General features: G+C 72.4%; 17 protein-coding genes. 10 read left to right on the forward strand and 7 right to left on the reverse strand.

The window, feature by feature from the left end:
* Nucleotides 1-35: 35 nt before the first annotated feature.
* Nucleotides 36-1,406 (reverse strand): amidohydrolase family protein, encoded by a 1,371-nt coding sequence (locus tag DVH02_RS11855; RefSeq protein WP_114623749.1) that lies wholly within the window; start codon nt 1,404-1,406, stop codon nt 36-38.
* A 91-nt stretch (nt 1,407-1,497) separates the two neighbouring features.
* Entirely contained in the window at nt 1,498-2,427 is a 930-nt protein-coding gene (locus tag DVH02_RS11860; RefSeq protein WP_233518169.1) for a DMT family transporter, read from the reverse strand.
* A 507-nt stretch (nt 2,428-2,934) separates the two neighbouring features.
* On the opposite strand from DVH02_RS11860, the gene DVH02_RS11870 reads away from it, so the two are divergent.
* Both DVH02_RS11870 and DVH02_RS11875 read left to right on the forward strand, forming a co-directional pair.
* Nucleotides 2,935-3,834, forward strand: a complete 900-nt coding sequence (locus DVH02_RS11870; RefSeq protein WP_114623752.1) for a LysR family transcriptional regulator — start codon at nt 2,935-2,937, stop codon at nt 3,832-3,834.
* A gap of 553 nt (nt 3,835-4,387) precedes the next feature.
* The gene (locus tag DVH02_RS11875) at nt 4,388-7,630 is read left to right on the forward strand and encodes a S8 family peptidase (protein WP_233518170.1); all 3,243 of its coding nucleotides are present in this window, start codon (nt 4,388-4,390) and stop codon (nt 7,628-7,630) included.
* A gap of 136 nt (nt 7,631-7,766) precedes the next feature.
* On the opposite strand, the gene DVH02_RS11880 is transcribed toward DVH02_RS11875, so the two are convergent.
* Nucleotides 7,767-8,696, reverse strand: coding sequence for an AraC family transcriptional regulator (locus tag DVH02_RS11880; protein ID WP_233518171.1), 930 nt, complete (start codon nt 8,694-8,696; stop codon nt 7,767-7,769).
* A 130-nt stretch (nt 8,697-8,826) separates the two neighbouring features.
* Here DVH02_RS11880 and DVH02_RS11885 point away from each other — a divergent pair, with 130 nt between their 5' ends.
* The 6 genes from DVH02_RS11885 to DVH02_RS35540 all read left to right on the forward strand — a co-directional run bounded on the left by DVH02_RS11885 (nt 8,827) and on the right by DVH02_RS35540 (nt 19,266).
* Nucleotides 8,827-9,834: an aldo/keto reductase gene (locus DVH02_RS11885; RefSeq protein ID WP_114623754.1), complete on the forward strand. Its 1,008-nt coding sequence runs from the start codon at nt 8,827-8,829 to the stop codon at nt 9,832-9,834.
* Between the two features lie 314 nt (nt 9,835-10,148).
* Nucleotides 10,149-10,766: a hypothetical protein gene (locus DVH02_RS11890; protein ID WP_114623755.1), complete on the forward strand. Its 618-nt coding sequence runs from the start codon at nt 10,149-10,151 to the stop codon at nt 10,764-10,766.
* Between the two features lie 293 nt (nt 10,767-11,059).
* A complete protein-coding gene (locus DVH02_RS11895) occupies nt 11,060-13,153 on the forward strand; it encodes a flotillin family protein (protein ID WP_114623756.1) in 2,094 nt (697 codons plus the stop codon).
* Nucleotides 13,154-13,307: 154 nt separating this feature from the next.
* Nucleotides 13,308-18,401 carry a DNA repair ATPase gene (locus DVH02_RS11900; protein ID WP_114623757.1) on the forward strand — a complete coding sequence of 1,698 codons (5,094 nt, stop codon included), beginning with the start codon at nt 13,308-13,310 and terminating at the stop codon, nt 18,399-18,401.
* A 123-nt stretch (nt 18,402-18,524) separates the two neighbouring features.
* A complete protein-coding gene (locus tag DVH02_RS11905) occupies nt 18,525-18,965 on the forward strand; it encodes a hypothetical protein (RefSeq protein WP_325051350.1) in 441 nt (146 codons plus the stop codon).
* Nucleotides 18,966-19,089: 124 nt separating this feature from the next.
* On the forward strand, nt 19,090-19,266 hold the full coding sequence (locus tag DVH02_RS35540; protein WP_199566247.1) for a hypothetical protein: 177 nt from the start codon (nt 19,090-19,092) through the stop codon (nt 19,264-19,266).
* Nucleotides 19,267-19,492: 226 nt separating this feature from the next.
* On the opposite strand, the gene DVH02_RS11910 is transcribed toward DVH02_RS35540, so the two are convergent.
* Nucleotides 19,493-20,854, reverse strand: coding sequence for a hypothetical protein (locus DVH02_RS11910; RefSeq protein ID WP_114623762.1), 1,362 nt, complete (start codon nt 20,852-20,854; stop codon nt 19,493-19,495).
* 218 nt (nt 20,855-21,072) lie between these two features.
* Here DVH02_RS11910 and DVH02_RS11915 point away from each other — a divergent pair, with 218 nt between their 5' ends.
* Complete coding sequence (locus tag DVH02_RS11915; RefSeq protein ID WP_114623763.1) at nt 21,073-22,350, forward strand: molybdopterin-dependent oxidoreductase; 1,278 nt, start codon at nt 21,073-21,075, stop codon at nt 22,348-22,350.
* Between the two features lie 313 nt (nt 22,351-22,663).
* Here the strand turns inward: DVH02_RS11915 and DVH02_RS11930 are convergent, their stop codons facing one another.
* The 3 genes from DVH02_RS11930 to DVH02_RS11940 are packed head-to-tail and all read right to left on the reverse strand — an operon-like array spanning nt 22,664 to nt 24,836.
* On the reverse strand, nt 22,664-23,524 hold the full coding sequence (locus tag DVH02_RS11930) for a class I SAM-dependent methyltransferase (RefSeq protein ID WP_233518172.1): 861 nt from the start codon (nt 23,522-23,524) through the stop codon (nt 22,664-22,666).
* Complete coding sequence (locus DVH02_RS11935) at nt 23,521-24,141, reverse strand: TIGR04282 family arsenosugar biosynthesis glycosyltransferase (protein ID WP_114623759.1); 621 nt, start codon at nt 24,139-24,141, stop codon at nt 23,521-23,523. The genes DVH02_RS11930 and DVH02_RS11935 overlap by 4 nt, the downstream gene beginning before the upstream one ends.
* Entirely contained in the window at nt 24,138-24,836 is a 699-nt protein-coding gene (locus DVH02_RS11940; RefSeq protein ID WP_114623760.1) for a glycosyltransferase family 2 protein, read from the reverse strand. The genes DVH02_RS11935 and DVH02_RS11940 overlap by 4 nt, the downstream gene beginning before the upstream one ends.
* A 122-nt stretch (nt 24,837-24,958) precedes the next feature.
* Between DVH02_RS11940 and DVH02_RS11945 the strand changes: the two genes are divergently transcribed.
* A partial coding sequence (locus DVH02_RS11945) for a response regulator transcription factor (protein ID WP_147286045.1) occupies nt 24,959-25,795 on the forward strand: 837 nt, incomplete at its 3' end.

The raw sequence follows: 25,795 nt of genomic DNA on the forward strand, positions 1-25,795 counted from the left end.
ACGAAGGACATAGAGGCACCCCAAACCCCGCCCCCTCAGCCGGGGAGCCGCAGACCGGCTGCGTGGAACAGCCGGTCGCGGGAGGCCGCCGCCTCGTCGAAGACCGCGTTCCCCGCCCTCAGCACACCGTGCTCCTTGACGACGTCACCGGCCACCATGACCAGGTCGACGTTGCCGGCGTGGCCGCCCGCGACGATCGTGGCGGCGACGTCCGTGGCGGGCAGTGTGTTGGCGTGGTCGAGGCGGATCATGATCAGGTCGGCCTCCTTGCCCGGGGTCAGGCTGCCGGTGCGGTCGTCGATCCCTGCGGCCCGTGCGCCCTCGATGGTCGCGAAGGAGAGCAGGTCGGCGGCGTCGAAGGTCGGCAGGCCGGGAGCCCGGTCCATCGGTCCCGCCGCGCCCGCGCGGATCAACTGCTGGTAGGCGAGCGTGGCCCGCATGACGCCGAACATGTCGCCGCTCACGATCGTCTCGGTGTCCACGCTGAGGCTCGGGCGGACACCGGCGGCCAGCAGCCGGTTGGTGGCCGGCTGGCCGAGGCCCGGCATGAAGACCTCCAGGGCCCCGGCCACGGAGGCGCTGGCTCCGTGCGCGGCCAGCATCCTCAGCTCCTCGTCGGTCGACGTACAGCAGTGGATGAACGTCATGTCGGAGGCCAGCAGTCCCGTCTCGGCGAGCCGCCGGATGGACTGCTGCTCCGCTCCCCACTCGCCGAGTCCCACGTGCATGCTGATCCGCAGGCCCAGTTCCCGGGCGAGCCGGATGTCCTGCTCGGCGACGGCGGGGGTGGACATCTCCGGTCCGCGGAGCATCGCGTTGAGTGTGACCCGCGCGGAGTCGTCGGACAGCACCTCCTCGCGGATGCGCCGGATGTCGTCGGGGTGTGAGCGGTCGCTGCCGAACTGCCACTGCTCGGCCTCCGTCGACGGCCAGCCGTGGTCGAACACGGCGCGGATGCCCGACTCCCAGTGTGCCGCGATCGCCGCGTCCGAGTGCTCGGGGCTGTTGCTGATGTGGGACTCGTCCCGCACGGTCGTCACCCCGGCGTCGAGGGACAACAGGTCCGCCGCCAGGTTGCCGACGCGGACATCGCGCGGTTCGAAGTGCTGGCCGAGGCCGATCTGCACCTGGCCGCGGTACTCCTGGTAGGTCCAGGCGGGACCCAGGTTGCGCAGCGCCCCCTGCCAGTTGTGGCGGTGCGTGTCGATGAAGCCGGGCAGTACGGCGCTCCCCGTGCCGTCGACGGTCCTGGCCCGGTCGTCGGTCAGGTCCCGGCCGATGCCGACGATCCTGCCGTCGGCGACGAGGACGTCGCCGACGAAGTCGCCGAGCTGCTCGTCCTGCGTCATCAGGTACGCGCCCTTGATCAGGAGGCGTTCCTCGTTCTGGGGCTGGTTGGGGGACATCTGTTCATTCCTTTCGTGCCGCGGGCGGCACTGTGGGTTTAAGAGGCCGCCCCACCTATTCGCGCGGCCTCTAAGGAGGGGCGGATGGGGGTCACTGCCCTGCGGTGCCACGGGGGCGCCGGGAGGCTGTCCAGACGGCGGCGAAGGTGAGCGACGCGCCGAGGACGGTGAGGGCGGAGGGGGACGACCGGCCGCCGGAGGGGACCAGGAAGTCCAGGGCGATCGAACCGGCGAGCTGTCCCGCGATCGAGGCCATGCCCAGCAGCAGGACGCCGATCCGGCGTACGAGGAACGCCGAGGCGCCGACGAACACCGTGCCGCACAGCCCGCCGAGGTAGACCCACCAACTGGTGGGCAGCGGCTGCCCCGACGTTCCCTGGACGAGTGTCTTCACGCCCCAGACGGCGCCGAGAAACACCGCTCCGACGCAGAAGTTGAGCCAGGTCGCCGCCAGCGGCGAGCCCGACGCGGCGGCCGACGCCCCGTTCAGGGCCTGCTGCACACCGAGCAGGAAACCGGCGGCGATCGCCGCGAGTGCGGGCAGGGCGACGGTGGCGGGAGCGGGGGTACTGGTGAGGCGGGGCAACGCCGACACGACGGCGGCCACCAGGATGACGGCGGCGCCCACGAGCCGTGCGGCGCCCGGGTGTTGCCGCAGGCCGCCGCCTATGCCCCGGGCGTCCACGGTCAGACCGCCGAGGGTCTGACCTGCGATGGCCGACACCGTGAACACGGCGATGCCGGTGATCAGCGCGGCGGTGGACTGGGCCAGCGCGAACGTGCCGCCGAGTACACCGGCCAGCAGGTACCCGCGGGGCAGCCGGCCGTCCCGGACGGCACCGGCCAGTCGGCGCAGCGCGTCACGCAGCCCGGGTGAGAAGAGGGCGAGGAGGGACAGCAGGACGAATCCGCCCGTGAAGCTGATCGCCGCCGCAGCGATGCCGTCGTCGAGGTGATGGCTCAGTTCGCCGTTGAGCCTGGCCTGTACCGGTACGACCGTTCCGGCCGCGATCGCCGCCACGACGGCCAGGGAACCGGGCCGGACGGGACGGCGGCCCGACCCGGGCGGCGCGGCGTGAGCCGTATGGCCCGTATGGCCCGTATGGCCCGTGTGGCCCGTGTGGCCCGTGTGGCCCGTGTGGCCCGTGCCAGCCGTACGGCCCGTACCAGCCATGGCAGCCGTGCCAGCCGTGCCGACCGCACGAGCTGTACGGGCCGCACGAGCCGCACGAGCTGTACGGCTCGTACGGGCCGTGACGGCCTCGCGAGAGGGAGGTGTGGCGGGAGTGGTCATACGGAGGCCCTTCGGGAACGGGTGCGGCCGGACAGATCGCCGCTGTTCCTTCCGCTGGTGGTGGGTCGGGCCCGCCTGCCGCGTGGCCCTTCTTCCTGGACGGGGTGACGGCCGCCCGCACGACAACCGTCGCTCCGACTGGCTATCGTGTCCAACGAATGTTTTCGAATATTCAATCGTAAATGTCGATGAATGAGGTGCGGTGGGAAGCGCGCCGCTCGGAGGGAGGGGCCGGTGGATCAGCGAAGGCTGGAGTACTTCATCACCGTCGCCGAGGAGCTGAACTTCACGCGGGCGGCCCAGCGGCTGCACGTCACCCAGTCCACGCTGTCGGCCGGTGTCAAGGCCCTGGAGCAGGAGCTACGGGCCGAACTGCTCATCCGCTCCACGCGGTCGGTCGGGCTGACGGAGGCCGGTGCGGCGTTCCTGCCCGAGGCGCGTACCGCGATCGAGGCACTCGACCGGGCCCGCGCCGTGGTGGAGCCGCTCTCCACCGGGCTGCGCGGCAGCCTCACCGTAGGCGTTCTCGGCGGGCTGACCGTGATCGACGTGCCCGCTCTCGCGGGCGACTTCCACCGGCGGCATCCGGAGGTCCGGCTGCGTACCGAGACCTCCCAGCGGGGAGCCTCCGGGCTGATCCAGAGAATCAAGGAGGGCCACGTCGACGTGGCCTTCGTGGGGACGGACATCAAGGGCGAGCCCCTCACGGCGAGGCCGCTCAAGAGGTACCACCTCCAGCTGCTGGTTCCGGCCGACCACCCGCTGGCCAGCCGGAAGAGCGCGCGGCTGAGGGACATCGCGGGGGAGCCCTTCGTCGACATGCCCCCGGGATTCGGTCAACGCCGTCTCGTGGACGACGCGTTCACGAGGGCGGAGCTGGCCCGGCGGGTCCTGATCGAGGTCTCGGACATCACCACGATCGCGGATTACGTGGCGCACGGCCTGGGCGTGGCGCTGCTGCCCCCGGAGTTCGCGGCGGCGGCCGGGGACGCGGTACGCACCGTTCCCGTCGCGGACGCCCGTCTCTCCTGGACGCTCAACGCGGTCGCGTCGGCGGCGCGACCGCCCACCCGCGCGCTGCGGGCCTTCCTCGACCTCATCCCGCACCACATCCGGCGCGACCGCGTCTTCTAGGCGGCGCCCCGCGGAGTCCGCGGCGCCCCGCGGAGTCCGCGGCGCCCCGCGGCGACCGCGGCGACCGCTCCGGACCGGATACAACGCCCGCGGCGCGTGCGCGACTTGGGTCGCACGGGCCGTACCGCTCAGGTAGTACATGGCCCGCCCCGAACACGCCCGCTGGTTGACCGGAGCCTGAGTACGCCTACTCAGGTCGCCACCGCTCCCACGCGACAGAGTGGGCACCGGCCACCGGCCAGGCACGCGTTCCTGAACTGGGCTTTCAGCGCGGCCGGTTGACGCATCGATCGATGCGTCAATTCATTGACCCAAGGGGCGGGGAGCTTTGCTCACACACACGAAGAGAGCCGGTGCGGCCATAGTGGCCGCACTGCTCACGGCGGGGCTGACAGCGGGGGCGGCTTCGGGCGCGGCGGCGGTCGCTTCCACGGCGGAGCAAGGGCAGGGGGAGGGGGAGGGGCAAGGGCAAGGGAAAGGACAGGGACAGGGAAACGGACAGGGACACGGACAGGGACACGGACAGGGACACGGACGGGGAGACACCGGGTCCGTGGTCACCCTGATCACAGGCGACCGGGTGCATGTCGACGCCGGTGGCCGGGTGACCCGCGTCCAGCGTGCCCAGGGCCGTGAGGGCGTGCTGGTCTCCGTCAAACGGGTCGGGGACGACACGTACGTGCTCCCGGCCGACGCGGCCCGGCTCATCGGGCAGGGCACGCTGGACCGGCGGCTGTTCAACGTGTCGGGGCTGCTGCGGGCGGAGTACGACGACGCGCACCGTGGGACGGTGCCGCTGATCGTCTCGTACACGAAGCAGCGGGCCGCCGCGAAGTCGGCGATCGCGGCGGCGGACGTCGAGGTGCGCCGGAGTCTGCCCGCCGTCGCGGGTGAGGCCCTGAGCGCGCCCAAGACCGAGTCGCCCGAGGTGTGGGACGCCCTGACGACCGGGTCGTCCGGAGCGTCCGGGTCGTCCGGGGCGTCAGGGGCAGCCGGATCGGCCGGGTCGGCCGGGCAGGGCCGTGAGGCACGGGCGGTCGCGCCGGGTATCGCCCGGGTGTGGCTGGACGGGAAGCGCACGGCCGCGCTGGACAGGAGCGTGTCCCAGATCGGCGCGCCGACGGCGTGGCGGGCCGGGTACGACGGCAGCGGCGTGAAGGTCGCCGTCCTGGACACGGGCGTCGACCGGACGCACCCCGACCTCAAGGGAGTCGCGATCGCGCACAAGGACTTCTCGGGTGCGGGCAACACCGTGGACCACGACGGCCACGGCACGCATGTCGCCTCGACCGTGGCGGGGTCCGGTGCCAAGTCCGGCGGGAAGTACAAGGGCGTCGCGCCCGGCGCGAAGATCCTCAGCGCCAAGGTGCTCGGCGACGACGGGTCCGGCAGCGACTCGGGCATCATCGCGGGCATGCAGTGGGCCGCCGACCAGGGCGCGAAGGTCGCCAACCTGAGCCTCGGCTCCGAGGACGGCCCCGCGGTCGACCCGCTGGAAGCCGCCGTCGACCGGATATCCGCCGAGCAGGGCATCCTCTTCGTCATCGCGGCGGGCAATGACGGCCCCGACGCCGGGACGGTGGGTTCCCCCGGCAGCGCGGCCTCCGCGCTCACCGTCGGCGCGGTGGACCGCGCGGACAGGATCGCGGCCTTCTCCAGCGTCGGCCCGACGGCCGACGGCTCGCTCAAGCCCGACATCACCGCCCCCGGTGTGGGCATCGTCGCGGCGAAGGCCGCTCGCAGCGTCGGCACCCCGGTCGCCCCCGGCTACGTGGCGATGTCGGGTACGTCGATGGCCACCCCGCACGTCTCGGGCGCCGCCGCGATCCTCGCGCAGCGGCACCCCGACTGGACCGGTGAACGGATCAAGCAGGCGCTGACCTCCTCGGCCAAGCCCACCAGCGGTCCGGCCCCCTTCCAGCAGGGCACCGGCAGGACCGACCTGGCGAAGGCGATGACCCAGATCGTCGTCAGCGAGCAGACCTCGGTGAACTTCGGCACGCAGCAGTGGCCGCACACCGACGACCAGCCGGTGACCAGGCAGATCACCTACCGCAACGACGGCGGCGAGCCGGTCACCCTCGGCCTCTCCCTGGAGAGCACCGGCCCCAAGGGCAAGCCCGCCCCGGCCGGGTTCTTCCGCACCGGCGCCGACCATGTCACCGTCCCGCCCGGCGGCACCGCGAGCGTCGGCCTCACCACGAACACCCGGATCGACGGCCCGGACGGCTCGTACAGCGGGACGCTCGTCGCGAAGGCGGCCGGTGGCGGCCAGAGCGTGCGCACCACCTTCGGTGTGCTGCGCGAGGCGGAGGCGTACGACCTCACCCTGAAGTACGTCGACACCCAGGGCAGGCCCTCGCGGTCGGGCACCACGATCGTCGAGAAGAATGTCGAGTTCTGGCAGGACGTGTACGACACCGACGGGGACGGCGTCGTCAAGACGCGTGTGCCGAAGGGCACGTACCTCCTGGAGTCGCTGGTCCAGACCCCCAAGGGCGCGAAGGCCGACCCGGATGTCGCGCTGATGGTGCGGCCGAGGATCTCCGTCACCAAGAACTCCACGGTCACCTTCGACGCGCGCAAGGCGAAGCCGGTGAAGATCACCGTGCCGGAGTCCGCCAAGGCCGTCGACGTGTTCGTGCGGTACGGCTTCGAGCGGGCGGCGGACAGCTACTACTCCAGCAAGCTGGAAGCCGACTCGTTCAGCGGCCTGCGCACCGGCCACGTCGGGCCCGCCCTGTCCGCGAAGCGGTTCGGCTCCCAGCTGGGCGGCACCTGGCAGAAGGGCAGCACCACCTACAACCTCCTCTACCACCGCACCGGTTCGCTGCACACCGGCTTCAGCCACAAGGTCGCCAAGAGCGAACTGGCCCTGGTGAAGATGAGGATCGGCTCCTCCGCGAAGAACCGCAAGGGGTTCATCAGCCCGACGTGGGAGCTGCCGTCGGGGACCGGGTCCGAAACGGTCTCCAGGCCCTTCGCCCTGCCCGCCACGGCGAAGACGTATCTCTCCGCGCCCAAGGGGTCCCGGTGGGAGTTCGGCGTCGGACAGACCGACGCCAGGGGCACGAACCTCGATGCCACCTTCACCGAGAGCGGTCCCAAGGTCTACCTGCCCAGGAAGACCTACGGGCGGACCTTCAACGTCGGTGTGTTCAGTCCGAAGGTCGACCAGTACAACAGCGCCCGGCGCACGGGCAACGAATTCGACTTCTGCATAGCGGAGTTCACCGACGGCGCCGGTCACGACGGAGAGTCGGTCACGACGAAGCAGCGGACCGTCATCTCCGTCAACGGCAAGAAGGCCGTCGGTGTCAAGGGTCCGCTCTGCGGGGAGTTCGGAGGGCTGCCGGCCAAGTCCGCCACGTACCGCGTCAGTACGGACGTGACCCGCTCCACCAAGGTCGCCGGTGTCTCCACCCGGCTCGTCGCGGCCTGGACGTTCACCTCGAAGAAGCCCGCGGGCGACCGGACCACCACCCTGCCGCTCTCCACGGTCCGCTTCGCCCCGAAGCTGACCCCGGCCAGCACCGCCAAGGCGGGCAAGAGGCTCACGGTCCCGCTGACCATCCAGGGTCCGGCGGCCAAGAAGTTCAAGTCCCTCGCCGTCCAGGTCTCCTACAACGGCGGCAAGAAGTGGTCCAAGGCCCCCGTCACCACCAAGAAGGGCAAGCGCACGCTCTCCCTCGACCACCCGAAGAAGGCCACCTCGGTCTCCCTGAAGGCCAAGCTCACGGACAAGAGCGGCAACACGTACAGCATCACCGTCGTGAAGGCGTACCTGCTCACGTAGGCGGCTGAGCGCCTCCGCACCGCGCTCCTCGCGCACACAGCACACCGCACACCGCACACAGCACACCCGCGCACCGCGCAACCGCCCCGGAGGCCGCACGTCCTGGCCTCCGGGGCGGTTGTGCTGTTCCGGGGCGTCAGCCCCGTTCCGCGCTCGTCAGCCGGTCGCGCAGGCGGACGGCGTCCTGGGCGGGCGGCAGGCCGTAGGCGCGCCGGTACTCCCGGTTGAACTGCGTCGCGCTCACGTACCCGACCGCCTCCGCGACGAGCGCCGCCGTGGTGTCGCCCGCGACCAGCCGTCGGCGGGCCTCCTGGAGCCGCAGCTGCTTCTGGAAGCGCAGCGGGCTCATTCCGGTGGCGGCCTTGAAGCGGCGGTGCAGGGTGGCCGGGCTCATATGGGCCAGGGCCGCGAGCGTGCCGATGCTGAGCGGCTCCGCGTAGTGCGCCGAGATCCACGCGGCCACCGCGCGCACCCGGGCCGCGCTCGAACCCGACAGCGTGAACTGGCGCAGGGCCGTGCCGAGCGGGCCGCTGAGTAGCCGGTAGAGGATCTCGCTCTCGGTACGGGCCGCCAGCGGCCGTATGTCGTCCGGAGTGTCGAGCAGCCGCACCCAGCGGGTGAGCGCGTCGACGAGCTGCGGGGACATGGGGGCGGAGATCTGCTCACCGGCGGCGCGCGACGCGGGGGGCCGCGCGTCGTCCAGCTCGACCAGCAGATCGGCGAGCACGCCGCTGTCGAGCCGTAGCACCGCCGCGCGGTACGGCACCCGCTCGAACACGGCGGTGACCGGCAGGACGAGCGTGTTGAGGAACATCTCGCCGCGTCCGGTCACCCACTGACGGTCGCCCGCGACAGCGCGTTTGGCCCCGTCGACGATGAAGCAGATCATCGGCTCGTAGACGATGTCGATGGGTGCGATGAACTCGTCCAGCGCCACCAGCGTGAGGCGTGGCGCCGCGGTCTCGGACCACAGGCCGTCGCGATGCCGGGTGATGGCCGCCGCGAGACCGTCCAGCGCGGATCTGTCCCTTGCTCGTCCTTCCGCCACTGCCCTGTCTTGCGTCACTGCCCTGTCCTCCGCCACTGCCCCGTCCTCCGCCACTACCCCGTACCCCTGCCCCCTTGAGAGTATTAGGCAAGTCTGTGCGGTCCGTGCCCCATGCCTCCGCAGGTGGCGCGAGCCTAGCGTGGGCGGCATGACACAGAAAGACAAGAGCCTGCCGCGGCGGGCACTCGGTACCCAGGGTCTGGAGGCCGGGGCGATCGGCCTCGGCACGATGGGCATGACCATGGCCTACGGCACCGGCGACGAGCCGGGCGGCAGCGCCACCATCCGCCGGGCCTACGAGCTGGGCGTCACCCTCTTCGACACCGCCGAGCTGTACGGCATGGGCACCGGCAGCAATGAGCGGCTGCTCGGCCGGGCCGTGCGGGACTTCCGCGACGACATCGTGATCGCCACCAAGTTCGGCTTCGACCTGAGCGACCCCGAGGCGGTCGGAGCCGCGCTGGACAGCCGCCCGGAGCACATCCGCGAGGTCACCGAGAACAGCCTGCGCCACCTCGGCACCGACCACATCGACGTGCTCTACCAGCACCGCGTGGACCCGGACGTGCCGATCGAGGACGTCGCGGGCACGGTCGGCGAGCTGATCGCCGAGGGCAAGGTCCGCTACCTCGGGCTCAGCGAGGCGGGCCCCGACATCATCCGGCGCGCCCACGCCGTCCACCCGGTGTCCGTGCTCCAGACCGAGTACTCGGTGTTCGAGCGTGCCGTGGAGGCCGATGTGCTCCCGGTGGTGCGGGAGTTGGGCATCGGGTTCGTGCCGTACTCGCCCCTGGGGCGTGGTTTCCTCACCGGCGCGGTGAAGCCGGCCGCCGAGTACGCGGCGGACGACATGCGCAGCTGGGACGACCGCTGGCAGCCGGGCAACTACGAGAAGAACCTGACCGCGGTCCACGAGCTGACCGCGCTGGCCGAGGCCAAGGACATCACCGTCACCCAGCTCGCGCTGGCCTGGCTGCTGGCCCAGGGCGACGACATCGTGCCGATCCCCGGGACCCGCAGCCCGCTGCGGGTCGAGGAGAACGCGGCGGCGGCGTACGTGACGCTCACGCCCGAGGACCTCGCTCGGGTACGGGAGATCCTGCCGCGCGGTGCGGCGGGATCCCGCTATCCGCAGGAGGTCATGCCGTCCTGGTAGCCCCCGCTCCCTGACGCGCCCGGCGCCCGACCGCGCACGGGACGTACCGCCACCGAGTTGCCCGGTCACCGGCGAACAGCCGCGCGGCCGGGCGATTCGGCGTGTGCGCCCGGCTCCGCCCTTGGGGCCGGGCCCGGCATTAAGGAAACGTAAAGATTGCCGGGATCCGGCAATGCGCATATGTGCTGTCTGCAAGCACAATGATCTCAGCACAACGGGGGACACGGGGGAACAACGGGGGATCGGAACCCGGCGCCTGGTTACGGCAACGTACCCGGCGCCGGGGTCCGGCCGGACATGTGGGGAGGTGGGCGATGAGTGAGTTTCTGACCGCCGCGCTGGGCTTCCCCGCAGTCCTGTTCGGCGTCGCCCTGATCGTGGTGATCGCCTTCTGGCTGCTGGTGCTGGCGGGGGCCGCCGAGTACGACGCCTTCAACGCGCAGGTGGACACCGACGCGGGCCCCACCGGGCTCGGTGGAGTGCCGGTGACCGTCCCGGTGTCCCTGCTGATCGCCCTTGCCTGGTTCGCGAGTCTCGCGGGGTCGGTGCTGGTGCGTCGGCACGTCGAGCCGGGGACCGTCCGTACGCTCTGGTCCTTCGCCGTACTGGTCGCCGCGTCGCTGATCGCCTGGGGCGTCACCCGGCTGCTGGTGCGCCGATTGCGCGACCTGGTTCCTGAACAGGCGCCTCCCTCGCGGCTGGACTTCATCGGGCTGACGTGCACGATCCGTACCGGTTCCGTCTCCGCCGACTTCGGTCAGGCCGAGGTCGCGGCCGCCGACGGCTCGACCGCGCTCGTCCAGGTGAGGCAGAGCGGGGACGACGTCATGGGCTACGGGAGCACGGGGCTGCTGTACGCGTTCGATGTCGAGGGCGAGTTCTTCTGGGTCTCGCCGTACGACACGGCGCTCGACCCGCGCGCCGCCGGCTGAGCCGGTACCGCGGGCCGGTACCGCGGGCCGGTACCGCCGAGCCCGTGACTCCGTCCGTGACTCCCTCCGCGACTCCCGTCCTGTGCTGCCCGCCGCCGCGTGACCACTGAATCCGCATGACCACTGACTTCGTACCGCCACCGATTCCGCATGGCCACCGACCTTCGTACCGCCACTGATTTCGTACCGCCACTGACTTCGTACCCACACTGACCGTGCGCCGCCGAACGGCGGCACACGCCCGCTCCGTTGAGCCCACTCTTCGCTTTTTTCTCGCTTCGCAAGGACTCCTCATGGATGCCATCTCCTTGGGCATCGGCGTGCTGATCGCCGTTGTCCTGCTCATCGCCATAGCAACGTTTCTGCTGATCAGCCGGTTGTTCCGCAAGGTGGAGCAGGGCCGGGCGCTGATCATCTCCAAGACCAAGAAGGTGGATGTCACCTTCACGGGCGCCGTGGTGCTGCCGGTCCTGCACAAGGCCGAGTACATGGACATCTCGGTGAAGATCATCGAGATCCGCCGTACCGGCAGGGAGGGGCTGATCTGCCAGGACAACATCCGCGCCGACATCCACATCTCGTTCTTCGTCCGGGTCAACAAGACCGTCGAGGACGTCATCAAGGTCGCCCAGGCCATCGGCACGGAACGCGCCAGCGACAAGATCGCCATCCAGGACTTCTTCGCCGCCAAGTTCTCCGAGGCGCTCAAGACGGTCGGCAAGCAGCTCGACTTCGTCGACCTCTACACCAAGCGCGAGGAGTTCCGGGACCGGATCATCCGGGTCATCGGAACGGACCTCAACGGCTACCACCTCGACGACGCCGCCATCGACTTCCTTGAGCAGACGCCGATGACCCAGCTCGACGGCGCCAACATCCTCGACGCCCAGGGCATCCGCAAGATCACCGAGCTGACGGCGGTCGAGCACGTCCGTACGAACGAGTTCCAGCGCACCGAACAGAAGGAGATCACCCGGCAGAACGTCGACGCCCGGGAGACCATCCTGGAGCTGGAGCGCCGGCAGGCCGAGGCCGAGATCAAGCAGCGCCGCGAGGTCGAGACGCTGCGGGCCCGCGAGGAGGCGGCCACCTCCAAGGTGCAGGAGGAGGAGCGGCTCGGCGCGCAGACCGCGTTCCTCCGTACGGAGGAGCAGCTCGGGGTGCAGCGGGAGAACCAGGCCCGCGAGATCGCGGTGGCGCAGAAGAACCGCGAGCGGGTCATCGCCATCGAGAACGAGCGGATCGAGAAGGACCGCCTCCTGGAGGTCATCGGGCGCGAGCGCGAGACCGAGATGAGCCGCATGTCCAAGGACAAGGAGGTCGAGGCGGAGCGCCGCGAGGTCGCCGATGTCATCCGCGAGCGGATCGCGGTGGACCGTACGGTCGCCGAGCAGGAGGAGTCCATCAAGAAGCTCCGCATCGTCGAGGAGGCCGAGCGCACCCGCCAGGCCGTGATCATCGGCGCCGAGGCGGAGGCCCAGGAGAAGCTGGTCAAGGACATCAAGGCGGCCGAGGCAGCCGAGGCGGCGGCCAAGCACAACGCCGCCGAGCAGCTCACCCTCGCCGAGGCCCGGCTGAAGTCGGCCGACCTCGACTCGCGCGCCAAGCTGCGGCTCGCCGAGGGCATCCAGGCGGAGGCCGCCGCGATGGGGCTGGCCGAGGCGCAGGTCCGCGAGAAGGAGGCGGACGTCGCCGAGAAGGCAGGCCGCGCGGAGGCCGAGGCGATGGAGGCCCGGCTGCGGGCCGAGGCCGAGGGCGCGCGGCTCAAGGCGCTCGCGACCGCCGAGGGTACGCAAGCGCAGGCCACGGCCGACGCCGCGATGATCGGCGAGAAGCTGAAGGCCGAGGCGGCCGGGCTGACCGAGAAGGCCGCGGCGATGGCCGCGCTGGACGAGGCGTCCCGTACGCACGAGGAGTACCGGCTGCGGCTCCAGGCGGAGAAGGAGATCCGGCTCGCGGGTCTCGACGTACAGCGCCAGGTCGCGGAGGCGCAGGCCACGGTGCTCGCCACCGGCCTGGAGAACTCCGACATCAACATCGTCGGCGGGGAATCGGTCTTCTTCGACCGGCTGATGTCGTCCATCTCGCTCGGCAAGAGCGTCGACGGCTTCATGGCCCACTCGGAGACGGCGCAGCTGCTCGCGAAGCCGTATCTGGACGGTTCGGCCAGCCTGCCGGAGGACCTGAAGCAGATCCTCGGCTCGGTCGCGACGTCCGACGTGCGGAACCTGACGGTGTCCGCGCTGCTGGTGAAGCTCATGAAGTCAGGGGTCGCGGGCTCCACGCAGCTGGAGAAGCTGCTGGAGCAGGCGGACCGGCTGGGGCTGGCCGACACGCCGATCGCCGCGCTGAACGGTACCGGGCCCGCCCCGGCCACGACCTCCTGACGGCGACCGCCCGAAGGAGCGCGGGGTCCGGAGCCGCCGTACGGGGGTCGGTGGTTCCGGATCCCGCTTGCGCGCGCGTCGGGAGCGACGCGCGCGGAACAACTCGTAGAACTCGTAGAACTTGTCGTACTCGTACGGAAAGCGAGAAAGTCCGATGGAGACAGCAGCGGCCGCGACAGCCACCACCGCCCCGGTGGACGCCGGTACGTACGAGGTGCTGCGCGACCGGCTCGCCGCGCAGGCCGGGGAGCTGGCGCGGCGTGCCGAGGAGCTGAACTCCCGGCGGATCGAGGCGTTCGGCTCCATGGAGCTGACCCTCACCGGCACGGAGCGCATCCGTACGGAGCTGCCGCGCGTGCCCCGGGACGTCGTCGCGGTCGGCGACGTGCTGCTGTTCGGCGTCAACGTCCCACCGGGGCCGACGGGGGTGTCCGGCGTCGGGGACGTTCTCGCCCTCTTCGACCGCGAGTTGCACCCGCTGCCGGACGACGCGGTGCCCGGCCTCCTCGACGACCCGGATTTCGTGCGGGAGTTCGCGGACCTCCACCGCTACTTCCGCGGCGCCCGGCTGCTCCAGCTGCGGCACACCGAGGGCAAGCTGCTCGCCGTCTTCAGGACCGGCGCCGCGGCCGACGACATCCGTGTGCTGCGCTGGGCGATCGGTGTGGACGGGACGGCGGAGTTCCTCGACGCGCGCGGCGAGCGCGACCATGTCTTCCCCGCCGCGCAGGACGTCGAGTGGACGGCCACGACCCGCGAGGACCAGGTCCTCGGCCGCCACCCGCACCTCTCGGTCGCCGGAGGCACCGTCTACGTCTCGACGGTCGGCGGCGCGCTCACCGTACGCACGGAGAACGACACCGAGACCGGCGGCGGCATCCACACCGAGCCGGTGGACGAGCCGCTCCAGTCCCTGGCCGACGCCGAGGTCGAGTACGCGCGGGCCGGGGCGCTGGTCCTGCTGCGGGTGCGCCCGTACAAGGAGGAGACCCGGCGCCACCTCGTCTTCAACACCGTCACCAGGACCGTGGTGCGGCTCGACGGCATCGGGCAGGCGTGCCGTCGGCTGCCGGAGGACCAGGGGATCATCTTCCCCGGCGGCTACTGCCTGGCCACCGGCGCGCACAAGACGTTCGACACCGGCACCGACGGCCTGGAGTTCGAGCGCGAGCTGCGCTCGCCGAACGGCGAGGACGTGCTGTACGCGTTCCACGCCCGCGCCGAGGGCCGGAGCCTGCTCCTGCCGTACAACCTGATCCGCAAGGAGGTCGCGGCCCCGCTGGCCTGCCACGGGTACGCGCTCTTCGAGGACGGCGCGCTGGTCGTCCTGCGGGCCCCGGACGCGCAGGAGCCGGCCCGCGTCCACCCGCTCCAGATCTGGGGCTCGCCCTACGTCTCCGACACCTACGCCGCCGCGGAGCGGGCCGGGGCGGACGCCGGGCCGCTGGGCCGGATCGGCAACGCCGACCTGGTGCGCGGCATCTCCGACTGCCTGTCGCTGGCGCGCGCCGGTACCGAGACCGGCGCGCCGACGACCGGGGTGTACGAGACGCTGCTCGCCGCGTGCGTCCGCGCCGCCGACACCTACCACTGGCTGGGCGACGCCGAAGCGGGCGATCTGCGCGAGCCGCTGTCCGGGGTGCGGACGACGGCCGAGCAGGTGCTCGCCGAGTTCGAGACCGTACAGACGCTGACCCGGCAGGCCGCCGAGGCGTTCGACGAGTCGGCGGCGCGGATCGCCGCGCTGGTGCGCGGGACCCGGGGCGAGGCGCCGCGCACCGCCGCCGAATGGGTCGAGCGCCTCACCGGACTGCGGCGCGCGCACGGCCACTTGCTGACGCTCAAGGACCAGCGGTACGCGGACGCCGCGCGTATCGACGCCCTGGGCGCCGAGGTGGCGGAGGACCTCACGGTCTTCGCGCGGCGCGCGGTGCGGTTCCTGAGCCGCGAGGACGCCTTCGGCGGCTACCACGAGGACATCGCCGGGCTGACGGCCGCCGCCGAGGCGATCGCCACCGCCGCCGAGGCCGCCCCGCTCGCCGCGCGCCTCGACGAGGTGGCGGCGGGGCTGCGCACGGTCACCGAGGTCGTCGCGGGCCTGGACATCGGCGACGCGACGGTCCGCACGTCCATCCTGGAGCGCCTCGCCGAGGTCCTCGGCGGCGTCAACGCCGCCCGCGCCACCCTGGACGCCCGCCGGGGGGAGCTGGGCGTGCGGGAGGGGCGGGCCGAGTTCGCGGCGGAGTTCGCGCTGCTCGGCCAGGCCGTGACGGGCGCGCTGGCCGCCGCGGGCACGCCGGAGAGCTGCGACGAGCAGCTCGCCGGGCTGCTGCTGCGGCTGGAGGACCTCGAATCACGCTTCGCCGAGTCCGACGACTTCCTCGCCGAGCTGTCGGGCAGGCGCACCGAGGTGTACGAGACGTTCTCGGCGCGCAAGCAGGGCCTCCAGGACGCCCGCGCGCGGCGCGCCGAGCGGCTGGGCGAGTCGGCGGGCCGGGTGCTGGAGACGGTCGCGCGCCGGGCGGCGGCGCTGGCCTCCGCCGACGAGGTCAGCACGTACTTCGCCTCCGACCCGATGGTCGCCAAGGTCCGGCGCACCGTCGCCGAGCTGCGCGAACTGGGCGACCGGGTACGGGCGGAGGAGCTGGACGGCCGGATCAAGGCGGCCCGCCAGGAGGCGGCCCGCGCGCTGCGCGACCGTCATGACCTGTACGCGGACGGCGGCGCGCTGATCCGGCTGGGCCGCCACAGCTTCGCGGTCAACACCCAGCCGCTGGAGCTGACCCTCGTACCGCGGGGCCCGGACGGCCAGGGCGGCGCGGGCGGGCTGAGCTTCGCGCTCACCGGCACCGACTACCGGGCCCCGGTCACCGACCCGGAGTTCGCGGCGACCCGGCCGTACTGGGGGCAGGAGCTGCCGTCGGAGTCGGCGCGGGTGTACCGGGGCGAGTATCTGGCGGCGAGGCTGCTGGCGGACGAGGCGCCCGCCGGAACGCTCCTCGGCATGGACCCGGCCGAACTGGCCGCGTTCGTCCGCCGGTCGGCGGAGGAGGCGTACGACGAGGGGTACGAGCGCGGCGTCCACGACCACGACGCCACGCTGATCCTGCGCGCCCTGCTGCGGCTGCGCGCCGAGGCCGGGCCGCTGCGCCACCCGGCGGCCGACCGCGCCGCCGCCCAGCTGTTCTGGGCGCACGGCACGACACCGGAGGCGCGCGCGGCGTGGACCCGGCGGGCCGTGTCGATGGCGCGGGCCAGGGAGACGTTCGGTCTTGCGCCCGCGATCGGGGCGCTCCAGCGGGAAATGGCCGCCGCGATGGGCGAGTTGGCGGAGCGCGCATCGGTCGCCGTGATGGGCGGGTCGGTGGAGCGCGCATCGGCTGCCGTGATGGGCGGGTCGGTGGAGCGCGCATCGGTCGCCGTGATGGGCGGGTCGGTGGAGCGCGCATCGGCCGCCGCGATGGGCGAGCCGACGGAACACGCATCGGCCGCCGCATACCTCTTCGAGGAGCTGACCTCGGGCCCGGAGGGCTTCGCCACCAGCGCGGGAGCCCGTACGCTGCTCGACAAGTTCCGCCGTGCCGTGGGCACGTCGGACTCCGGCAGCTGCGCGTACGACGAGGACCTCGCCGGTCTCGGCGACGACCTGACCGCCCGCCGCCAGCTGGTGGAGAACTGGCTCGCCGCCTACGCGGCGGCCGGGGGCCAGGACGGCATCGACCCCGGCGACCTGGCCGAGGCCGCCGCCGTCGAACTCTGCCCCGGCCTGCCCCGCTACGAGGTGAGCGCCCCGCCGGGCGAGACCGTCGAGGGGCTGCTCGGCGCCCACCCGAGGATCGAGCGCCGCCGGCTGACCGTACGCCTCGACGAACTCCTCGCCCGCACCGCCGACTTCCGCGACCGGGTGGCCCCCGGTTTCCGCGCCTATCAGCGGCTGCGCGGCGCCCTCGTCGCGGCCGAGCGGACCCGGCTGCGCCTGGACGACTACCGGCCGCGCGTCATGTCGTCCTTCGTACGCAACCGGCTGATCGACGAGGTCTACCTCCCGCTCATCGGCGACAACCTCGCCAAGCAGCTCGGCACGGCCGGCGAGTCCAAGCGCACCGACAGCAACGGCCTGCTGCTGCTCGTCTCGCCGCCGGGCTACGGCAAGACGACGCTCATGGAGTACGTCGCCGACCGCCTCGGCCTGGTCCTCGTCAAGATCAACGGCCCGGCCCTCGGCCACGCCGTCACCTCCCTCGACCCGGACCGGGCGCCGAACGCGACCGCCCGCCAGGAGGTCGAGAAGATCAACTTCGCGCTGGAGGCGGGCAACAACACCCTGCTCTACCTGGACGACATCCAGCACACCTCGCCTGAGCTGCTCCAGCAGTTCATCTCGCTGTGCGACGCGCAGCGCCGCGTCGAGGGCGTACGGAACGGTGAGACGCGGACGTACGACCTGCGCGGCAAGCGCTTCGCCGTCTGCATGGCGGGCAACCCGTACACGGAGTCGGGCCACCGCTTCCGCATCCCCGACATGCTCGCCAACCGCGCCGACGTGTGGAACCTGGGCGACGTGCTGACCGGCAAGGAGGACGTCTTCGCGCTCAGCTTCGTGGAGAACGCCCTCACCGCCCACCCGGTCCTCGCCCCGCTCGCCGCCCGCGACCGCGCCGACCTGGAGGTCCTCGTACGCCTCGCCTCCGGCGACCCGACGGCCCGCACGGACCGCCTGGTCCACCCGTACCCGGCGGCCGAACTGGACCGGGTGCTGGCCGTGCTGCGCCATCTGCTGACGGCGCGCGAGACGGTTCTCGCGGTCAACGAGGCGTACATCGCCTCGGCGGCCCAGTCGGACGCGACGCGCACGGAGCCGCCGTTCCTGCTCCAGGGCTCGTACCGCAACATGAACAAGATCGTGGCCCGGATCGACGCCGTCATGAACGACGCCGAACTCGCCGCCGTGATCGAGGACCACTACACGGGCGAGGCGCAGACGCTGACCTCGGGCGCGGAGTCCAACCTCCTCAAACTCGCCGAACTGCGCGGCACGTCGACCCCGGAGCGGGCGGCCCGCTGGGCGGAGATCAAGCGGGCCCACGTGCGCGACGCGACCCTCGGCGGCCCCGACACCGACCCCCTGACCCGCGCGATCGCGGCCCTGGGGCTGCTCGCCGACCGGATGGGCGCGGTGGAGGCGGCGATCACGCGGGCGGCGGGGGAGGTGAGCGGCCCGGGACCGGGGCGGCGCGGGGTGCGGTGAGGGTGCGCGGAGGCACCGTTGACGGAGGGTGCGTCATCACTGACCCTTGGTGAGGAACTGACCGGCTTCAGAGGGGTGGGTGGACGCATGTCAGAACAGCGGTTGTCCAGATGGAGATCCACGGTGGCGCTGACCGCCGCCTGCGCGGCACTGGTCGCCGGCACGGCGGGCTCGGCGAGTGCCGTGAGTACGGAAAGCGCCGCGCGGGTGTCGGTGGAGGCCACCACCGCGAGCGCGGCGCCGACACCGGAGGAGCAGGAGCGGCTCCGGGCGATCGCGGGGGCGATCTGGGGCGACAGCCTGGCGGCGGGCTGGGACATGAACAGCGAGGTCGCGGACATCCTGTCGACGGCCACGGGCGAGATCCTGAAGTGCTCGGAGGCGTTCGCCCTGGTGCCGAGACCGGCCGGATTCATCCCGGGGATGGGCTACCTGGTCAACTACTGGAAGAACCTGCGCGACTACTTCCTGGTGGTCTCCCAGGACCGTACGTACCGCGTGTGCGTGAGCGCGACGGCGCTGAACTACCGCTCGGCCATTGAAATGGCGTCGATGGGGATCTGACGCGGGGAGCCGCCTTTCGGCACCCGGCGCAAAGCGTACAATTGGCGTATAAGCGGGCAGGGGGCCGATAGGGGCCACCTGCTGGTGGGGGTGGAACCGCGTCGACCTCTGTGAGGGGGTTCGCATGACTGACAGCGACTTCTACGCCCACGACAGACCGCCGCACCCGACGCTCCCCGAGGACCGCCCCCGAGGCGGCGGCCCGAAGGCCCCATTGATGCACGGTGGGAGATGGACGACGGTGGGCATCGTGCTGGTGGTCCTGCTGATCGTCGTTGTGGGGATCGCCATGTTCCCGTGAGCGCGCTTGCGTGCTTGCGCGCTTGTAGGCGTTTGCGTGCGCTTGTACGCACTGTGACCCCGGACCCGGAGTCACGGACACCTCGGAGTCACGGACACCCCGGAGTCACGGAAGCGCCCGTCGGCAATGCGGTGCCGACGGGCGCTTTCGCGCGTGGTTCTCCGACCGCTTCCGTTGCCGCCACCGCGGCCCTGGGAACGGACGGACCGACTCACCGTCCGGCCTGTCACCACCCGGTCAGCAACAGGTGGTTGAGGAGCAGCGCGAGCACCGCCTGAGCGGCGAGCCAGGCGCGCGGGCGGGTGAGGAACGCGCACGCGGGAAGCAGCCACATCGCGAAGGGGAGCCAGATGCGCTCCGTCTCCGCCTTGCTCATCCCGGACAGGTCGGCGATCAGCAGGGCGAGCAGGGCGGCGGCCACGAGGAGCGCGAGGCGGGTACGGGCAGCGGCCGGGCTCCCGCCCCGGCCGACCCCCCGGCCGATGCCCCGCCCGCTGGTCAGCACCGCGCCCGTCCGCCGCAGCCCCGCCGCGGTCGCCAGGCCGGTGATGAGCACGGTGCAGGCGAGGTTGGCCCATACCCAGTAGCCGTACGGGCGGACTCCGCCCGCGCCCTGGTAGTAGCGGGTGACCAGGAGGTGGTACGCCTCCCACCAGTCGAATCCGGCGAGCGTGAAGGCCACCGGTACGACGGCCGCCCCGGCGAGCCCCGCCGCGAGCAGCGGTACGAGCGGTGCGGGGCGCTTCCCGGCCCGGTGCCGTCCCAGGAACAGGGCCCCCGTGCCGATCAGCGCGAAGAGCGTGAGGCCGTACGAGAGGTAGCAGGTCAGGCCGGTCAGCAGTCCGGACGCCCCGGCGGCCGGGAGGGACCGCCGGGTGACCGCGAGCGCGAGCAGCGCCACCGCCCAGGCGGCCACCGCCGCGAAGTACGCGTCCGCCGAGGTGCCCATCCACACGGCGGCCGGTGCCAGGACGAGGAACGGGGCGGCCCGTCGTGCCAGGCGTTCGTCGGCCAGCGCGCGGATCGCGACCAGTACGGCCACGCAGGCCGTCGCACCGACGGTGACGCACCACACCCCGGCCCAGCCGCCGCCGCGCAGGCCGATCCGGTCGAGCAGGACGAAGGTGAGGGTGGCGGCCGGGGGGTGGCCGGCGACGTGGGCGGGCCAGTTGTCGGGGGAGTCGATCAGGATGTGCTGGGTGAAGTCGCCCAGGGCGGCCGGGATGTCGTGGAAGCGGTCGATGACCTGGAGGTATTCGTTGCGGGTGGTGAGGCGGGAGGCGATGCCGCGCTGCGGGCCGTCGATCAGGGCGAGGGAGAATATCCAGGCCGTGGACGTGCCCCAGACCAGCGGGAGCAGGGCCCGCCAGGGGAGACGGGCGGCGAGGGCGGGGCCGTGGACGACGGTGAGGATCGCGACGACCACGGCCGCCGGGGTGCCGGGGCCGATGTGCGGTTCCCAGGAGCCGAGCACCGGTGGTCGGCCGACGCGCAGTGTGTGGTGGGTCCGCTCGATGTGGTCGCCGATCAGTACGGCCGCCGTCACCAGCAGGGCGGCGGCGCCGACGGCGTACAGGTCACGGCGCAGGCCACGGGACGGTCGGTGGGTGCGGTGGGTGCGGTCGGTGCCGTCGGCGCTCGGGGTGTGCGGAGTGTGCGGCTCGTCGGAGCGTACGGCTCGGGTGCGGGTCACACCGGCACGCTAGGCGGGCGGACGTTCACACACCGCCGTCCCCGGACGGACGTCAGCGTTTCGTCATGAGCCGCACGCCCTTCACCCGGGCGCTCGCGGCCTACGTTCGGACCATGCGAGACGAACCACGGCCCCTCATCTCCTCCCGCACTTCCCCCACTTCCCGCATTTCACTCACCTCCCCCACCTCCCCGCGCTTCTGGCGCAGCCCCCTGCGCGGCCCCTGGCTCACGTCCGTGCTGGGCGTCGTCCTGCTCGTCGGGATCACGGTGCTGTTCGTGACGGGCCTGTTCTCGTACGCCGCCTACAACCCGGACCTGGCGCCGGTCAACGACAAGACCCCGGGCAAGGGGATCCTCGGCTTCTACCTCTTCGCCTGGCCCACGCGTCCCCACTGGCTGTACCGGCTCAACCAGGGCGTCCATGTCACCCTGGGCATCACCCTGATCCCCGTTCTGCTGGCCAAGCTGTGGTCGGTGGTGCCGAGGCTGTTCGCGCTGCCGCCCGCCCGTTCGCTCGCGCACGCGCTGGAGCGGCTCTCGCTGCTGCTGCTCGTCGGGGGCGGGCTGTTCGAGTTCGTGACCGGGGTGTTCAACGTCCAGCTGAACTACGTCTTCCCCGGCTCCTTCTATCCGCTGCACTTCTACGGCGCCTGGGTGTTCTTCGCGGCCTTCGCGGCCCACGCGCTGCTGAAGATGCCCACCGCGGCGCGCAATCTGCGCCAACTGCGCGAGGAGCGGAACGACTTGGTGTCCCCGAATCCCGCCGAGCCGACCGTCTCCCGACGCGGCGCCCTGCTGTTCGTCGGGGGCGGCTCGCTGCTGCTGTTCGCCACGACGGCGGGGCGGAGCTTCGACGGGCTGCGCCGTACCGCCCTCCTCGCGCCGCACGGCGGGGCCGAGCCCGGCGGCGGCCCGAACGGGTTCCAGATCAACAAGAGGGCCGCGTACGCCGGGATCCGTGCCGCCGAGACGGGTGAGGACGCCTGGCGGCTCGTCGTCACCGGACGGACCGGCACCGTCCGCCTCAGCCGCGCCCGGCTCGCCGAACTTCCCCTGCACAGTGCCGCGTTGCCCATCGCCTGCGTGGAGGGCTGGTCGACGTCCGACCAGTGGTGGCGCGGGGTGCGGCTGCGTGACCTCGCCGCGCTCGTCGGGTACGAGGACGACCCGCCGGACGTCCTCGTCGAGTCCCTCCAGCGGCACGGCGCCTTCCGCCGGGCGGGCCTGCGCGCCAACCAGGTGGCCGACCCGCGCTCCCTGCTCGCCCTGTACGTCAACGGCGAGGACCTGTCGCCCGACCACGGCTATCCCGCCCGCGTGATCGTGCCCGCCGCTCCCGGTGTGCTGAACACCAAATGGGTGGCCCGTATGACGTTCGGAGACCTGTGATGCTTCCGCGTGTTCCGGTCGGCGGCCCGGTGCGACTGCTGCTGCTCGCCTGCTCGTTCGCCCTCGCCGGTTACGCGGGTGTGCGGCTGCTCGCGGACGACTGGGCCGGTGTGGCGCTGTGGATCGTGGGGGCGGCGCTGCTGCACGATCTCGTACTGCTGCCCCTGTACGCGGGGGCGGACCGGGCGGTGGTACGCGCCCTCGGCGCGGTCGGCCGCCGGGAGTGGGCGATGTACGTCCGGGTCCCGGCCGCCCTGTCCTGCCTGCTCCTGCTCGTGTGGTTCCCGCTGATCAGCGGGGCGGTGGACGAGCGTTACCGGCTCGCCACGGGGCTGTCGCCGGACGGCTTCCTCACCCGCTGGCTGCTGATCACCGCCGTCCTGTTCGGCGGCTCGGCGCTGCTGCTGGTGCTGCGGCTGACATCGCGGCTGACACCTCGGCCGACATCGCGGCTGACATCGCGGCTGACACCTCGGCCGACATCGCGGCCGACACCTCGGCCGACACCTCGGCCCACATCGCGGCCGACATCGCGGCTGCGCAGGGCGGCGAAGCGCCGGCCGCCCGCCGCCCAGTGACCGGCCCGCTCCCAGCCCCGCGCGTAGCGGTGCAGGGCCGGGGTGCCGAGCCGGGCCCAGGGGAAGGGGGTGCCCGCCGTGGCGTGTGCGTCGGTGATGTGGACGTGCACGCGCTCGTCGATGTCCACCGGCGCGGTCTCGGCGATCAGCAGCCCGCCGGGGGCGAGCAGGCCGGCGACCCGCTCCAGCAGCGCGCGCGGGTCGCCGCCGATGCCGACGTTGCCGTCCATGAGCAGCACCGTGCCCCAGCGGCCCTCGCCGGGCAGCGGCTCGAAGACGGAGCGCCGTAGCGCCTGGCCGCCGAGGCGGGCCGTGTGGGCGACGGCGGCCTCGCTGACGTCGATGCCGAGCGCGGTCCTGCCCCGGGCGGCGAGTTCCGCCACCAGCCGTCCCGGCCCGCAGCCGATGTCCAGCACGGTGTCCTCGCACCGGTTCAGCACGTCCAGGTCGACGGGGTCGGCCCTGGCGCACCAGCGTTCCACCTCCAGCGGCAGCAGCCAGCCGTCGTCCCGGCGCAGGAACAGCGGCCCGCGTCCCGCGCGCAGGGCGGCGGCGTACGAGTCGGCGGCCGCCCACGGCGGCACGGCGACGCTCATGGGCGGCCCGCCGCCGTCGCGCACCGGGCCAGCCGCGCCGCGAACCGGCTGTGCGGGGCCAGGGCGGCGACCGCGTACGCGTCGGCCGCCGTGTCGACGTCCCGCAGGCACGGCAGGTCGCGCACGCGCAGCCCGGCGGCGGCCAGCCGCTGCCGCTGCACGGCCCCCGTCACCGGAGTGGACATGGGCACACCGAGCAACAGGGCGGGGTCGGGGCGGGACAGGCCGAGCGCCCAGAAGCCACCGTCCCGCGCAGGGCCGAAGTACGCGTCGCAGCCCGCGAAGTCCACGGTGAGCAGCTCGGGCGTCACCTGCGGGGTGTCCATGCCGATGAGCAGCGCCGGGCCGTGGCAGTGCGCGAAGGCGTCCGCCAGCCGCTCGTCCAGTCCGCCCGCACACTGCGGTACGACGTCGAAGCCGGGCGGCAGCCAGCGGCCCGGGGCCCCGTCGAGGACGAGTACCCGCCGGGACGCGGGCGCCGCCGCCACGGTGCGCAGGGTGTCGGCGAGAGCGGCTTCCGCCAGCTCCGCGGCTTCCTCGGGGGCGAAGGGCGGGGTGAGCCGGGTCTTGACGCGCCCCGGCCGGGGCTCTTTGGCGATGACGAGGAGGGTGGTCACCGTGCGGTTCCTCCCGCGTGGTCGGGGCTCTCGTACAGGACGCGGCTCATGTCCCGTACCGCTTGCCAGGTGCCGCGCCAGGTGCCGGTCACCTTCGAGGCGCCGGTACGGGGCAGATACGGCACGTCGTGCTCGGTGATCCGCCAGTCCGCGTCGGCGGCCCGTACGACCATCTCCAGGGGATAGCCGCTGCGCCGGTCGGTGAGGCCGAGGGCGAGCAACCGTTCGCGGCGGGCGGCGCGCAGCGGGCCGAGGTCGTGCAGGCGCAGCCCGGTCCGGCGGCGCAGCATGCGCGCGAGCGCCAGATTGCCCGCGCGGGCGTGCGCGGGCCAGGCGCCCCGGCCGTGCGCACGCCGCCTGCCGAGAACGAGGTCGGCCGAGCCGGAGCGGATCTCGTCGACGAACGGCAGGAGCAGTGCGGGGTCGAGGGAGGCGTCGCAGTCGCAGAAGCAGACGATGTCGGCGTCGGCGGCGGTCAGACCGGCATGGCAGGCGGCGCCGAAACCCCGGCGCGGCTCGGGTACGACGGTGGCGCCGAGGGCGCGGGCGATGTCCGCCGAGCCGTCGGTGGAGCCGTTGTCGACGACGAGGGCGCGCCAGCCGTCCGGGATCCGTGCGAGCACCCAGGGCAGCGCCCCGGCCTCGTTCAGGCAGGGCAGGACGATATCGACATCTGGTGGCGGTGGGAGGGTCACGGTGTCACCCTACGAGCGCGAAACGGGCAATTCGGACTTGAGGTCCTTACGAAACACGGACGTCGGGGTCGCGGCGGCCTCTGGGGGCGACGCCCGGGACGGCGCGGTGCCAGGCTGGGGCCATGCAGCAGCCGTACGAGCCCCTCGGGGCACGAGCCGCCGGAAACCGGTCGGCGAGGGTCCTGGTCGTCGACGACGACCCGACCGTCTCCGAAGTCGTCGCCGGATATCTGGACCGCGCGGGCTACCTGGTCGACCGGGCGGCCGACGGGCCCACGGCCCTCGTCCGCGCCGACGCGCACCGGCCCGATCTGGTCGTGCTGGACCTGATGCTGCCGGGCATGGACGGTCTGGAGGTCTGCCGCCGACTGCGCGGCCGGGGCCCGGTGCCGGTCATCATGCTCACCGCCCGCGGCGACGAGGACGACCGCGTCCTCGGCCTGGAGGTCGGCGCCGACGACTACGTCACCAAGCCGTTCAGCCCCCGGGAACTGGTCCTGCGCGTGGAGTCGGTGCTGCGCCGCTCCCACCCCGACACGGGAACGCGCCCGTTCGGCGCGGCGGGACTGGCCGTCGACCCCGGAGCCCGTCGTGCCACCAAGGACGGCGTCGAACTGCCGCTCACTCTCCGGGAGTTCGACCTGCTCTCGTTCTTCCTGCGCCATCCCGGGCGGGCCTGCAGCCGGGAGGCTCTGATGCGCGAGGTGTGGGGCTGGGACTTCGGCGACCTGTCGACCGTCACGGTGCATGTCCGTCGGCTGCGCGGCAAGGTCGAGGACGACCCGGCCCGCCCCCGGCTGATCCGGACGGTGTGGGGGGTGGGCTACCGCTTCGAACCGGGGAACGGTGCCACAGGTCCGGGGATCGCCCGGCCCACCGGCCCGGAGGACAGCAAGGCCCCCGGTCCGGGGATCGCCCGGCCCACCGGTCCGGGGAGCAACAAACCCACCCACCCGGAG

Source organism: Streptomyces corynorhini, from assembly GCF_003346515.1.
Classification (GTDB): Bacteria; Actinomycetota; Actinomycetes; order Streptomycetales; family Streptomycetaceae; genus Streptomyces; species Streptomyces corynorhini.

Bases quoted from the DNA above. Each gene is read 5' to 3' on its own strand.
- DVH02_RS11890 (WP_114623755.1), top strand. From the start codon at position 10,149: ATGAGTGAGTTTCTGACCGCCGCGCTGGGCTTCCCCGCAGTCCTGTTC.
- DVH02_RS35540 (WP_199566247.1), top strand. From the start codon at position 19,090: ATGACTGACAGCGACTTCTACGCCCACGACAGACCGCCGCACCCGACG.
- DVH02_RS11900 (WP_114623757.1), top strand. From the start codon at position 13,308: ATGGAGACAGCAGCGGCCGCGACAGCCACCACCGCCCCGGTGGACGCC.
- DVH02_RS11930 (WP_233518172.1), bottom strand. From the start codon at position 23,524: ATGAGCGTCGCCGTGCCGCCGTGGGCGGCCGCCGACTCGTACGCCGCC.
- DVH02_RS11885 (WP_114623754.1), top strand. From the start codon at position 8,827: ATGACACAGAAAGACAAGAGCCTGCCGCGGCGGGCACTCGGTACCCAG.
- DVH02_RS11895 (WP_114623756.1), top strand. From the start codon at position 11,060: ATGGATGCCATCTCCTTGGGCATCGGCGTGCTGATCGCCGTTGTCCTG.
- DVH02_RS11855 (WP_114623749.1), bottom strand. From the start codon at position 1,406: ATGTCCCCCAACCAGCCCCAGAACGAGGAACGCCTCCTGATCAAGGGC.
- DVH02_RS11915 (WP_114623763.1), top strand. From the start codon at position 21,073: ATGCGAGACGAACCACGGCCCCTCATCTCCTCCCGCACTTCCCCCACT.